At 49.1% G+C, this 12,402-nt stretch carries 8 protein-coding genes and 3 pseudogenes; 4 read left to right on the top strand and 7 right to left on the bottom strand.

What is annotated here, in order from left to right:
• Nucleotides 1-183 precede the first annotated feature (183 nt).
• Nucleotides 184-1,278 carry a hypothetical protein gene (locus ACA067_RS23735; RefSeq protein ID WP_497458754.1) on the top strand — a complete coding sequence of 365 codons (1,095 nt, stop codon included), beginning with the start codon at nucleotides 184-186 and terminating at the stop codon, nucleotides 1,276-1,278.
• 70 nt (nucleotides 1,279-1,348) lie between these two features.
• Here the strand turns inward: ACA067_RS23735 and ACA067_RS23730 are convergent.
• Nucleotides 1,349-1,507: pseudogene (locus ACA067_RS23730) on the bottom strand (IS3 family transposase); the annotation flags it as partial.
• Nucleotides 1,508-1,630: 123 nt separating this feature from the next.
• Between ACA067_RS23730 and ACA067_RS23725 the strand changes: the two are divergent.
• A pseudogene (locus ACA067_RS23725) lies at nucleotides 1,631-1,843 on the top strand (IS3 family transposase); the annotation flags it as partial.
• 637 nt (nucleotides 1,844-2,480) lie between these two features.
• On the opposite strand, the gene ACA067_RS23720 reads toward ACA067_RS23725, so the two are convergent.
• The 3 genes from ACA067_RS23720 to ACA067_RS23710 all read right to left on the bottom strand — a co-directional run bounded on the left by ACA067_RS23720 (nucleotide 2,481) and on the right by ACA067_RS23710 (nucleotide 7,192).
• On the bottom strand, nucleotides 2,481-3,998 hold the full coding sequence (locus ACA067_RS23720; protein WP_497458753.1) for a T6SS phospholipase effector Tle1-like catalytic domain-containing protein: 1,518 nt from the start codon (nucleotides 3,996-3,998) through the stop codon (nucleotides 2,481-2,483).
• A 777-nt stretch (nucleotides 3,999-4,775) separates the two neighbouring features.
• Nucleotides 4,776-5,399, bottom strand: coding sequence for a hypothetical protein (locus tag ACA067_RS23715; protein WP_497458752.1), 624 nt, complete (start codon nucleotides 5,397-5,399; stop codon nucleotides 4,776-4,778).
• The gene (locus ACA067_RS23710) at nucleotides 5,399-7,192 is read right to left on the bottom strand and encodes a hypothetical protein (RefSeq protein ID WP_497458751.1); all 1,794 of its coding nucleotides are present in this window, start codon (nucleotides 7,190-7,192) and stop codon (nucleotides 5,399-5,401) included. Before ACA067_RS23710 ends, ACA067_RS23715 begins: the two co-directional genes overlap by 1 nt.
• 333 nt (nucleotides 7,193-7,525) lie before the next feature.
• Here ACA067_RS23710 and ACA067_RS23705 point away from each other — a divergent pair.
• A pseudogene (locus tag ACA067_RS23705) lies at nucleotides 7,526-8,059 on the top strand (ATP-binding protein); the annotation flags it as partial.
• An 855-nt stretch (nucleotides 8,060-8,914) separates the two neighbouring features.
• Here the strand turns inward: ACA067_RS23705 and ACA067_RS23700 are convergent.
• Together ACA067_RS23700 and ACA067_RS23695 are read right to left on the bottom strand one after the other, a co-directional pair.
• Nucleotides 8,915-9,190, bottom strand: a complete 276-nt coding sequence (locus ACA067_RS23700; protein ID WP_497458750.1) for a hypothetical protein — start codon at nucleotides 9,188-9,190, stop codon at nucleotides 8,915-8,917.
• Between the two features lie 111 nt (nucleotides 9,191-9,301).
• Nucleotides 9,302-9,862 carry a calponin homology domain-containing protein gene (locus ACA067_RS23695; RefSeq protein ID WP_497458749.1) on the bottom strand — a complete coding sequence of 187 codons (561 nt, stop codon included), beginning with the start codon at nucleotides 9,860-9,862 and terminating at the stop codon, nucleotides 9,302-9,304.
• Nucleotides 9,863-10,491: 629 nt separating this feature from the next.
• On the opposite strand from ACA067_RS23695, the gene ACA067_RS23690 reads away from it, so the two are divergent.
• Nucleotides 10,492-10,863, top strand: coding sequence for a nuclear transport factor 2 family protein (locus ACA067_RS23690; protein ID WP_497462839.1), 372 nt, complete (start codon nucleotides 10,492-10,494; stop codon nucleotides 10,861-10,863).
• On the opposite strand, the gene ACA067_RS23685 is transcribed toward ACA067_RS23690, so the two are convergent.
• Entirely contained in the window at nucleotides 10,835-11,851 is a 1,017-nt protein-coding gene (locus ACA067_RS23685; RefSeq protein WP_497458748.1) for an AraC family transcriptional regulator, read from the bottom strand. The genes ACA067_RS23690 and ACA067_RS23685 overlap by 29 nt on opposite strands.
• Nucleotides 11,852-12,402 lie beyond the last annotated feature (551 nt).

Genomic DNA, 12,402 nt, shown 5'->3' with positions numbered 1-12,402 from the left:
CAAAACTGACCCACGTGTTCTCCCACTCCTCCCAAATTTTTGGGTAGGAGGATACAGGCCATCAGGCACAGGATCAGCAATCCGTCTTGGGTCAAGTTTAAATTGGCAGGGCGGGTCAAGTTTCGATCAGCGTCAACACTATGCGGCTATAGTCCTAAGGACAGTCCCTATTGGCTAGCAGGCATGGCACACGAATTTGATTACATTCATACATTGGAGGCTCGCAGCGATTCCACGCTGGAGATCCTTGAGAGCGTTTTGCAGCTGGACACCGAACAGATGCATCGAACTATTAGGGGCTCCTATTTGGCGTTACGTGTTGGGCTCGATGCAAAGGGAATCGACTACAAAGACCTGAAGAATGCACTCGTTCCGTTGACTAGAAAAAAGATAGAAACGGCTTTTCTTTTCGACTGGACAAAATTCAGCAGTGACTTCTATGGCCACGAGGTCATGGACATGCTTTTGCCAAAACTTGATCGAGGCGGTGCTCGGAGCGTCCTGTATGGAGACTGGATAGGAGCAACAGGTTCCTTTGCTCGCGTATACGAGAAGTGCTATGGCGAAACGGACTTGGAGGCTCGGTTTCCGAACGCTTGGTTTAGGGACACTGTGGCTCTCTACTATGTAAATAATTTGACGCCTTCGAGCAAGCAGGCAATCGTGCAGTCCTTTTCAAATCATCCCGCATATATGGGGGCCTTGGATCTAACCTATACAACGCTCATGAAAGCAATGATTTCCACGATGTTGATAAGAGCTTTCGTTCAGCATAAGAACATCATCATCGATACCCACGACGATGGCCTCGGCCCACATCACAACGAAGGCTATTTACCTTGGGACTTCAAGACGTTCGGATTCACAGTGAAGAGCATAGAAAGCTCGCTATACCGTATGTTCCTGTCCTACAAAATCGAGCGACCCGTTCTACAGCATGAACATGACGTGGCAATGTCTCTAAACGCGCTAACGCCTTATCCCGTACACATCAAAGACTGCATCCTGGATATAGATGAGAAAAAGTTGATTTACCTTCGAGACCAACACGCGCCCGCCCTAAAGCATGCTGGATTAGCCGAAATTACAGCCGATGAACTGGCCAACAAGGTCAAGGAAAAGCTCCGAGCTGGCTATATTTACAGCATGGGGCGCTCCAAAGAGGATGGCACGTTGAAGTTCAATGTCGTCGTTGAAGAAGTCGGTCGGTCACGCATGCTTTGTGGGCTGAAATACTTCCCATCTGAGACTCGGGTAACCATCCTCACGCTCTTCTGAGTTAGACCAGCTCCGTGGTAGAGTCGAAAGCTACGAGTCCCTACCGCCAACAAGCGCGCACGTTATGCACTTGATCGGTCAGACGCGGCACAATCTGGCTCGGCGGCAGGTGGGCGTACTCGGAGCTGCTGCACAGCGCCACGATCGCTTGTCGCTCGACCTCGCTCAGCGCATTGCGCGGCGTTGGCCGCACGGTCGTCGTTCGGGCATCGGCCTGGATAACGGGCGTTATCTGGCATCGGAGGCGACGTTTATCGCGTCTTGCGAGCGACGGGTCAACAGCAACGAGGCCGTAGTCAGCGCCCCAGGCGGTTCACCGCGGTCGGCCCCGTGAGGGCGTGATGCCCAGTAGCACCGGCATAGCCGTATCCGGTTCGTCACACCGGCTGAGCGACATCGGGGACTGGACCATTAGGTCTCGAGCCGGCGACATGAGCTGTACGAACGAGCCAAAGAGAAAAAGCCGGAACGGTGGTCGGGTCGAACACGTAACTGGGAGCCGATCGGCACCGTGCTGTTGAACCCGGATCGAGAGCAACAGGTCGAGAAAGAGCGGCATAGTTAGATGGCTGAAGCGACAACTACCTTGAAAAACGCCGGGATCACCAATCCGTCTTGGGTCAAGTTTCAATCGGCAGGACGGGCAAGTTTCGATCAGCGTCGACACCCCTGTGATTTCCCGTGACGATTAAGCCCACGGCATTACAACCGGCATAGTGTCATCTAAAACAGTCCGGTTTGACCCGGCAGGCGCCGTGATCATCAATGAAATCGTACCTGAGGCGATTCGCTGGCAGCATCACACGATAGAGCGCGGAAAGAGAAGAACTGGGTATTTGCACTGACTTGACCACCCGTATGCATTCGACCTAACCATCCAGTTGCATCGGACTTGACCAGCACGCGTCGTAACCATGACCGGCAGAAAATGGCCGATTCTGTTGAAAAAGTCCATCCGGCCAAGCCGTCCGTGCATTGAGCGGTGAAAACGTCTTTTTTGTACGCTGCTACGTGAAATCTGAGCCCGGAACCTTCTGCACAAAGTAAGGATTTCAATCTCAAACGCCTACTTTTCTGCCGTGAAAATCGAAGCCGACTTTTTCAACAGAATCGGCCGATTTCTGCCTGTCGCGATGGCCCGCAAATGCGTCCTAGTAGTCATATTGCACTCTGCCCTGTCGTTGCAGGCTGCTATTGCAATACTACTTCAATTGCAGCGCCACATGCCCTCGATTGTTTCCATAACAGTTCCAGGCGTCATTGGCATAGGCATACAAATACCCCGAGCGCTTAGGCGTGTAACTGCACCCCTTGCCAATCTTGAAAGTCTCGGGCTTTATCAGAAAACCCTTGGCGTCCACGCCATCACCATTGACGATGGCACCCATCAAGCAGAACCAGGGGTACTGTTCGTGTCGCTTTGTGAAGCGGAAGTTGGCATCGCTGTTTTTGAAGAGCTTGCCATACCAGGACTCCACCTGCCCGAGTGCGCTGGCCACCAGTTGTGCAACTTCCGCTGGCTGGAAGTTCCCGTCATTGGTGCCATCGGGACCGCAACTGATGGAGCTATCCAGCCACTCCCCAGTTGCGCTAAGGGTGTAAGTCACACCAGCCTCCAGCCACAGCCCAGTTTCGTTCCATGGAAGACGTGCCGAGATATCAAGCATTAAAGAGGGTGATGGTGCAAGCAGGCGCGATTGGCGATAGGGGTATTGGGTGATAGGAGGATCAGCTTGGCGTTGCAGTGCGGATGTGTGAAAACTGGTTTGTTGTTGAAGAAGGTTCGCAATACTGCGCGGTTGCGTAGGCAACAGGCCGAACACACCGTCACAAGAGTCATGCATCATATCGTGGTAATCAGGCTTGACCTGCGTAATGGCATTATTGAATTGCAGCCCGCACTTGGACGCTTCTTCGATCATCCACTGCAGGGCACCATCTGCCAGCCCGCTTTCGTGATAGCCCCCGCCCACATCTGAATGCACACCGGGAAACCATAACTGCTGAACATCGTGTGTTGCTGACACATTGGTCCACAAGGTCGGCTGAAACGATGCCCGACGTTCATCCATGGCCAGCGCGTGGCGCGCCGTTTTCACTGAGTTGTGCAGGGTGGTGTCGTGGAAGGTGTAGCGATTGCGGTCGTCTATTAAGTTGAGCAAAGCCATGTCGTCAGGAATGCCCAGCGCGCCAACGGTGTCCCATACACCAATAAAGTGAATCGGAATGCTGGCACTCGCCGAGTTGTGAAACTTCCAACCCAAGTCATCCCAGTTTGTTCGAGTTTCCAGTTTGCGCCGGTAGCCTCTTTTCAGCAGTTGATCGATCCGGCTCCATACTTCTGCCGGCTTTAAACCAGCGATCTTCAGTAAGCCGCAACTGGTGATGAAACCACACAGACTTCGGACCGTGTACGCACCGCGACTGAAACCAAACAGATAGATAGCTGCACCCGGCTTATAGCTGTAACACAGCCTCTGGTATGCGCTTTTGATGTTGTCGTCCAGCCCAGCCCCTGTGCCACCGCCAATGGCTTTTTCCCACCACTTGCCAGTGGTACCGACTCCTGGGTGGTAGTACTTCTCTTGGCTTGCTCCTTTGGCGTCGGAGTCTGCCACGGCATTGTGCAGTCTGACCACATTGGTGGGGGCGGGTACTCCTTTGTCGAGTTGCTCGGGAGTGTTCCAAGTCCCGTCGCAGCTAATCACGATGTTGGTCATGGGGAGATCCTTGATTCAACGTTGAAAGGAGTCAAGATCAGTTTGGTTAGTGCGTCAAGTATCAACGGAAAAGGGAAAGCTATATACCTAATTCCAAAAAGTATGGGCCTACAACTTACCAAATATTTGCAGGGTGAACGTCGTCCTATTGCATGAATCGATACATGCTTAAAATAACTAGAAGCAGTCTGATGACTATCCATTTGTGGCAGAGTGACTGGTTACTGCTTTGACCTGAGGATTGGAGGCTGGTTATCCTGCCAATGAAGCAGCCGAACCTCAAGCTGGCAAGGACAAGGGTGGATTAGGTACAGTGCGTGGTGGTCGCTATCCGACCTGAAGCCGACAGTGACGACAGGCAGAAATCGGCCGATTTTGTTGAAAAAGTCGGCGTCGGTTACCATCGCAAAAAAAAACGCGCCTGAGATTGAAATTTCGAATCTTCGCAGAGGTCATTCGGGCTGAGATTTCATGTAGCAACGCGCTAAAAAGGCACGCTGACCGATCAATTTTCCGCAGTTTAGGAAAACCGACTTTTTCAACAGAATCGGCCGAAAGCGGCCAGTGCACTGAGTACTGCGGCGACAGCGATCGAACTGGAGCAGGAGGAGAGTTGACGGTGAGAAGCCGGAGACTGGATGGGTGCGAGGGTGGCGTTGCCAATCTTTAATGGGTAGAGGAAGAATGGGGCAGATTGGTTTTCATCACGACGTCAGTTACTATAAAAACAAATCTGTCCCATTATTCTAACTGCGATTATTAGGAAACAAACCAAGTTTATTCATGTTGGATTGTAAAGTTTAGTCGGAGGGTTCTGAGTGCTAAATTATCGAGTAGCTCGGTGGAATTCATTATTTCTTCGTCTGTAAGTGGGATGAGAGGATCGCGCAGGATTTTTTTGTTTAAGCGCTCTATATTGCATCGGGATTCTATTAGCGCACTAAGTTCTTCGATAGCAGAAACCTTGTTTCCGATAGGACTACGCTCTAATTGATCTGCTGACAAGGTCATGAGGCCTCCTAAAGTACTGATTATCGCACCACCAAGCACGCTTCCTTCAGTAGACCATCCATGATGCTTCTCCAAAAAAACGAATAGCGCTGTGAATAGTCCAACAGATGCCGCTAAGATCCCACCAAACATCTTGATCCTTTGGATTTTATTTATTTGATCTTTGAAGATTAATATCAGTTTTTCAGAATCATTGATCAGGTGTTCCGTGGTCGTCCTTAAAATTGCTATTAGTGTGTCACGACTGATGGATTCAATTTTCTGTTTTGTAAGGTTTTCACCAAGTTCTTCGTCGTTTTTTAAGTGAGCTGAATCCTCTGGGTACTTAGTGCTTAGTTCTTTTAGTGTGTCTGGGTGGGCGGTGTCCAAGTAGTTAATTAGTATGTTCATTATTTCAGATTTCCTTTGTAGGCCTTGATGGTTCCTGTGTTGATTGGTAGAGCTAAGCAGAGTAGTATTGCTAATGTGATGGTAAGTGGTATGTTTAAATTGATTGAAAGCAGCCAAGAGGCAAAGATAATTGCACCTGTGAGAATAACTCCAAATGCCATCATGAGTTGAATTTTAATGAGAAGCTCTTGTCGGCGCATAAGCTTATCTCGGAAGTAAACTCGTACAGGGAATGAAAAAATGGCGCCAGCAAATGTCGCAAAAAAAGTGCCTAGTACCGAGGTGCTTTCAGGGAGTGGAGGCGGAGGGCTCGGAGTGCCCATTGTCTCAATGTGTTCGATGTTACCTAAACTGCTATAGTAGCTTGAGAAGCTCTGTCTCGGTGCTGCATTGAAGGTTGGAATCCTGATGACTGTAATCCCCTCTTTTTTTCCTTGGGGTGACGACTGGTGTATAACAAAATCCAAATGCTGTGCAATATTTGTCGCATCTAAGGCGATTGATCCAATGTTGTTAAAGGCATTCAGAAATTCGCCTATATTAATGGCTCGACTGGGTATCATTTTTATTGAGGCAGCAATTTCACTCGCGAGAATAGGTCGTAAAAAACCAAAGTAAGCACCCTCACTTGCGGAGTTACATCCTAGAGGAAGTAGTAAGGTGTTCTGTTTTGCTGCTTTTTCTATGAGAGTTGGTATGTGTATCTTGAGTGAGGTTGCGTTGTCTTTTCGGAGAACGATATGAGAGTTCTCCATGTGACCGATTAAAATTACCGTTTTTCCTTCATATCCTGAAAGGAAGCGCTGGATGTCAGTGTGATCCAGGATTTTAGGTTTTCCTATGTTTTTCTTTGAAGCTTTTGATATTTCTGAAATGGTTTTACCTGAGTATGTAGGATCCATGAATAGTACTATGTCAGGTCGGTCCCCAGGTAATGGGCTGGCGAGTATGTGAAGGGTATTCCACACCTCTTCTGCTGTATTTGTTTTTATTTTCCAGTCTGTTATACTGAGTTTTTGTAGGTCTGTATTTTTATCCAGATACTCATGGAGTGCAAGTCTGCGCGTGTTTGACTGTGAAATGCTGTTTATTGCAGTAGAGATGTCCAGCAAAGGTCGATCGGTTTCGCGAATGTTGTACAGGATAGGGAAGGTTGCCAGTAGTTTATCTTGCTCCTTAATTATGCTTTCATACCATTTGTCGACTAGGTCAATATCGATCTGCTCAACTTTTAAAGCCTTTGAGCCTCTTTCTTTGGCGAAGTCAAATAGCATGTTTTTATTTGCTTCTGACATTTGGTTTAAGTTGTCTTTGTTTGTTTTGTCAATCTCACTATTAATCATATTCAAAAAAGCATCTCGAGTACTAACGCGTAAGTCTTGATATATGTACTGTTCAACTAATTTGTTTAGTGTCACTTGGTCTGAGGAGGGCGATGTTTGAACGTCAACTCGCTGTTCCAGAGTTAGCCCACCAATGAGGGCTGTCAGCTCACGATCTGATAAGTTATTGAGCAAGATCCGCGCTTTTGCTTTTGTTGTCTGTTTGAGGTTTTCGAAATATTTTGGTGCATTCTCTCTATAGCGTTGCTCGTTATATAATGACTGTAATTGATAACCTGCACCAGGATATTGTTTTCCTCGGTGGGGGGCTTCTAAATGCGCACCTGGACGGGCGATCGTTGCTGCTGATACATCTGGGAAGTTGTTTAGTAAGAAATAAAATATCACTCCAAAAAATGCTATTGCGAGGCGTGTAACTTTTTGTGGTGATAAAACTCTGGTATATTTCATGTCGCCTCGCTTTAGCTTCACCCGACAAGGTGTAATTCTTTCGTCACGTTACGTCCTCGATCTTAGCCTGTGGGTAGTAAGGTAGGAAATTTTTAGCTATCGACCGATTTGTTTATTCTAGACATTATTTTTCAATGTCAAGATCTTGTGTTGACGTGTCTTATTTTATTAGACTAATGGCGTCATTTTTTACTTGATAGTAAAACATTTGAGTATAGGATACTTTGATGATTCCGTTGTTTTTTACGCTGCTCACATTTCAAATATTGTTTTTCTTCTCTGAAGAACGGTTGGGGGCGAAGTTGAGGCGGTTTTATTTCTCAGATGTGCGCAGGCGCAGGCAAGACACATCTGGCCGCCGCCTTGGCTGTGTCCGGGATCACGACGCACAACAAACGCGTACGCTTCTACTCCACGGTGGATTTGGTTAATTTATTGGAGCGTGAAAAATACGACGGTAAGACGGGCCGAATCGCTCAAGGGCTGCTTCGGACAGACCTGGTGATACTCGATGAGCTGGGGTATTTACCCTTCATCCAGAGCGGTGGTGCCCTACTATTTCACCTGCTGTCCAAGCTGTACGAGCACACCAGCGTGGTCATCACCACCAATCTCAGCTTCTCGGAATGGTCGAGCGTGTTTGGCGACGCCAAGATGACCACTGCGTTGCTAGATCGGCTCACGCACCACTGCCACATCGAAACGGGCAATGAGTCCTACCGCCTGCAACACAGTAATTTGATTGCTCAGACAAAGATCAAATTACGTGAACGTAAGTGCAAGGACGATGATGGTACAGAGGACGATGAGCCATTTTGTTCCTCACCCGGAATACCCTGCCGTATGCCTGCATGCGGTGGCGCTTAGTGCATCTGTCACCGGGTCACTGCTGCTAAGCTTATCCACAATTGCTGTTGCAAAAATCAGCAATCCGCCCTGGGTCAATTTTCAATCGGCAGGGTGGGTCAGTTTTCAATCAGCGCCAACAAACTGGTCACAGAAATAGAGAGAACTCACAACCCGTGTGCTCGTTCCTGACTAGCTCAAATCGCCGCATACCTGCGAGTCGTGATAGGTGGCAAGAGACCCATCGCTGTCGGTGGCGACCGGCAGAAAACGACCCAGGCTGTGTGAAAACGCACGCACCGTTTTGTAGTCTGCGTTGCTACGTATAATCTGTCAGCGTTTGGTTAATCAGCAGATCTGAAATTTGCGTAGGAACGCGATTTTCGTTCTGGCTCTGACCGTGAAACGTACTTTAAAACGTTTTTACACAGGCTCGACCCAAAGCGGACGGTCGACACCGGCAGAGATCGGCGTGCGCCCGACCATCACCGTTCAACCTGTCTGCTCGCCAATACAAAAATAGACATTGGTCTTCCCGGGTAGACCTCGGCGTGGGGGAGCTTTGCTCACTACTTGTGGGGAGAGTCCATATAGGTATTGTTAGCCGCAATTCCATTTCATGCTATCGGCTTCACTTAGCATACTTGAAAGAATAATAATGAATGCTTTTGGCATAAAATCACTTTTCTTGACTCTAATTGCCTTGCCGAGTTTGACGTCAACCCACAAATGGTCGTATTTATCGCCCCTAAAGTGAATAGCAGTACCAAGCAAAAGTTCCATTGTTTCTGTAACGTGAGCGATTCTTCCATACTTGATGTCGTTTTCTGCAACATTGATTTCTACTTGGTTAACAATTAATTTATCTTTTGATCGCTATACAAAGACTTTCGCGCGAGGAACTCCCAGTTCTGTGCCTGCAACAGAATAGAATGCAATCAGGTTTTTATCATTATCTTTTAGTTCAAGCCATTTGCCTGGGAATGCCTTTAAAACCTCGTTAAAGTTCATTTCAATTTCAAGGCTATATAAAGACCATTTTCCTGGATTAAATCCGGAATAGCCAGTAGTTATATCGTCACTTATCCCTGCCCTCGTGGATCCCGAGCAGAGAACAAGCATCATAAACACAATAGAAAGCGTTTTTATCACTTGTCTCTCCTGCATACATAACGGAACGAAGTAAGCCGCGCGCGCCCCGAATTGTGGAAATAGGTAAAAGTACGAGTTCGCGCGTCGGCCTTCACTGCCGGGTTAGGCAGCTTACGGCTTGATGGACAATTCATGGCGAATATAATCCATTAAAGAAGTAGCCCGAGCGACACGGTTGTTAGGAGACAGATCGTAAGGCTCTGGAATTACTCCATGCTCCTTCATTCGAGGCATATGCCAGCCATCGTTCCACGTGATCCCATTCTTCGTAAATCGCAACCGCCCATGTTGCCCAAGACTCTTGGTTCTCGGGATCAGGTGAATATGAAGATGAAATTTATCTGTGGGCTGAGGTTCGGCGAATTCAGCTTCAAACATGTAAATCATGTATACCCGTTCGAGCGGATCATGTGGAAATTGGTTTAACCAGTAACTCGTTAAAACGGAATCTAAGTCTCGCACATTTTGGCCAAGTGACCTTGCTTCATCTTCAGTCAGTTCAGAAAGCGACATGCGATGAAAGCGGGGCTGTAGCGCAAGCCAGCCGAGAAAACCCTCCGATCCCCAGTACTGATTTACTACCCAGCCGCCAGCCAACTTCGCAATTCCCCCTGGTACAGCGTCAAGGCCCTGAGAGCGGCAGCAACCAGCACATTTCGATTCATAGTCCATGATCGATACCTAACTACTATTAGGCGACATGCCATGTCGCATTTCTTGTCGCGATGGCGTGTCGTATAACGTTCCTAGTCGTCCTGTAAGTCCTTGTCTAGCTTAGACGTAGTCGCGGCAAATGCGACATTGCTCAGGGAGAAACACGACATGGATGACGGCAAGCCCTGCGGCCCTCTTGAGACGAAAGGAGCATCAGTGACGCTACCCATTTGCCATCTCCATGTTCACCGGCCACTGTTGGCCGTTCTCTGCCGGTCGTCACTACTGCGTGTGCCGGTCAAGTTGAATGCAAACGGTTGGTCAGCACGAATGCAATTGACTGGTCAGAGGCAATGCAAATGGGTGGTCAATTGCGCTGCAATTACGCAGCAGCCCACCAGCTGGCGCTCCGAGGCTTTTCGAGTGAGCGGCAAGTTTCCGGTAGCGCTGTCGGTAACCGATCGTCAACCCGCCTCTGAGAGCCTCTGTCACCCATCAATTCTGCCGTCCGGGATGCATGGGCGTTCGAGGCAACATCTGAGGCACGGTGCTAGGCTTTCAAATTGATCAGCTTCCTAGAGAGGCAATAGATCAACCCAAGAAGCACGATGCTTGGCAAGACATCGAAAAAGTCAGGGGTGAATGAGATGGATATTCAGGCATCAGACAAAGACGGCATCAACCTTGTGATCCGCAATTATGTAGAGGGGATGGTCTTCGCAGACGAAACTTTACTGCGGCAAGCTTTCCACCCCTCGTGCTATATCATTGGCCACTTTCAGGGAACCCTTGAGTGGTTATCTCTCAATGACTTTGTCAGCGCAATTCTAATAGAAGGCCCAGCCGCAGGCGATGTAAAACCATTTTGGCAGGTGGAGAGTATGGATGTGACGGGGGACGCCGCCGCTGTAAAAATCATTGATGATTACAGCGGGATGAGGTTTACAGACTACCTGTCACTCCTGAAAATCGATGGTCACTGGATCATTGTCAATAAGCTGTATTACTACCAGGAATGAAGAGTGCGGGGCTTAGGCTCGCCGCGAAAGAGGCATTCGTGCGCCGGGGTGGCCCTGAGAGCGTGCTGGCGCCTTCAAAGCGGTTGTCCGGGAGAGTGAGCTCAGTGTCGGCAGCAAAGGCTGCTTGCGTAATTGCATCCCACTTGACCACCCGCTTGTATTCCCCGGACGACATGCCGGGACTATAATTCCTTTTGGTGGCTTCCTTGACATTGAGCTGGGATTCATCGACTCGATACTGACCGGGGGTCATGCCGAACCAGCGGGTGCAGGCCTTGTGGAAACTGCTGTGGTCGTGGAACCCGAGCAGGTGAGTCACGTGCTTCATATTGAAATGGGAATGCCGCAGGTAGAAGTCGGCCAGCTGCCGCCGCACATCGTTCAGCACGTCCTTGAACTGGGCGCCATCCTTCTCCAGTGCCCGTTGCAACGTTCGCTTGCTGATGTTCAGCGCGGCGGCTATCGATTCCATATCACACAGCCCTTGCCCCTGACTCAGGCGCTCGGTGATCAGTGCACGAATCCTGCACACAATAGTGAAGCCGTACAACAGGTCCAGCTGAGCCTCGGCAAAACTGTCATGGAGTACAGCCAGCGACTCGTTGGCCATGCTCAATGGACGCAGAAGCGCCTGGCCATCGAACAGGATGCTGTCATAGGCCGCCCCGAAACGCAGCTCACTGCCAAACAGCCGCTGATGCTCCGAGATGTCTTCACGTTCGGGATAGGTAAACTCCACACTCAACGGTTGCAGCGATTTGCCTCCAGCCAGCCAGCGACAGAATCCCAGCAGCGAAGCCAGTCCGGCATCGGTGTACTGCCGGGGTTTGACCGAGTCGCACTGGTGATCGAGGCTGGCCAGACGGTAATGCTGCTGCTCCTGGACAAAAAACAGGCTAAGTCGAGTACCAATCAATGGACTGAAACGCACCAGGCGTTCCAGCGTCCGCCCCTGAGTCACGCTGTGGATGCACATCCCCAGCGTCATGCCTCGACCCTCCTGCTACCCCTAGTTGTTCCCTGGCTTACACCACTGTCGCACTTTTCGTTCCCGTTGGGCGATCTGCCATTGCGCGGAGGGGGTCGCGTGTCTGGCGTTCGGCGGGGAGGGTAGCAGGGGGTAGCAAAAAGGGCGTCTTACCGGAGGACCTGAAGGGGGCAGCAGGGGGTAGCGAAATTTCTGGAAGACTCGTCGGTACACGGACGGTGTGAGTGTGAAGCTTATGAATGTACGTTCGTTAGCATTTATTTTGGGTGTTTGGTGAAAGCCTCTTTAAATAGTTAAAAAATATATTTACTAGTTTTAATTATTTGCTAGTTGAATTTTAATATTTTCAACGGTTTTTGAGATTTTTTTCATTAATCATATTGACTTGGTGTTTAATTTTATTGGAGTATGACGCACATCAACGGTTGTCCAAGACCTACGACCTACTGCGTTGATATATTTTTGTTCATTATTACTTTTCCTTCGGCAAGTGCCTACCCCACGTCTAACTCAGTATCAGCCTTTAGGTTGATGCTTTTGGTTTGCACTTG

This window comes from Pseudomonas sp. LBUM1674 (assembly GCF_059695635.1).
This window is presented reverse-complemented; position numbering and strand designations above follow the sequence as displayed.

Coding starts and splice junctions, on each gene's coding strand:
- ACA067_RS23735 (WP_497458754.1), top strand. CDS start 184: ATGGCACACGAATTTGATTACATTCATACATTGGAGGCTCGCAGCGAT.
- ACA067_RS23720 (WP_497458753.1), bottom strand. CDS start 3,998: ATGACCAACATCGTGATTAGCTGCGACGGGACTTGGAACACTCCCGAG.
- ACA067_RS23715 (WP_497458752.1), bottom strand. CDS start 5,399: ATGAACATACTAATTAACTACTTGGACACCGCCCACCCAGACACACTA.
- ACA067_RS23710 (WP_497458751.1), bottom strand. CDS start 7,192: ATGAAATATACCAGAGTTTTATCACCACAAAAAGTTACACGCCTCGCA.
- ACA067_RS23695 (WP_497458749.1), bottom strand. CDS start 9,862: ATGGACTATGAATCGAAATGTGCTGGTTGCTGCCGCTCTCAGGGCCTT.
- ACA067_RS23690 (WP_497462839.1), top strand. CDS start 10,492: ATGGATATTCAGGCATCAGACAAAGACGGCATCAACCTTGTGATCCGC.
- ACA067_RS23685 (WP_497458748.1), bottom strand. CDS start 11,851: ATGACGCTGGGGATGTGCATCCACAGCGTGACTCAGGGGCGGACGCTG.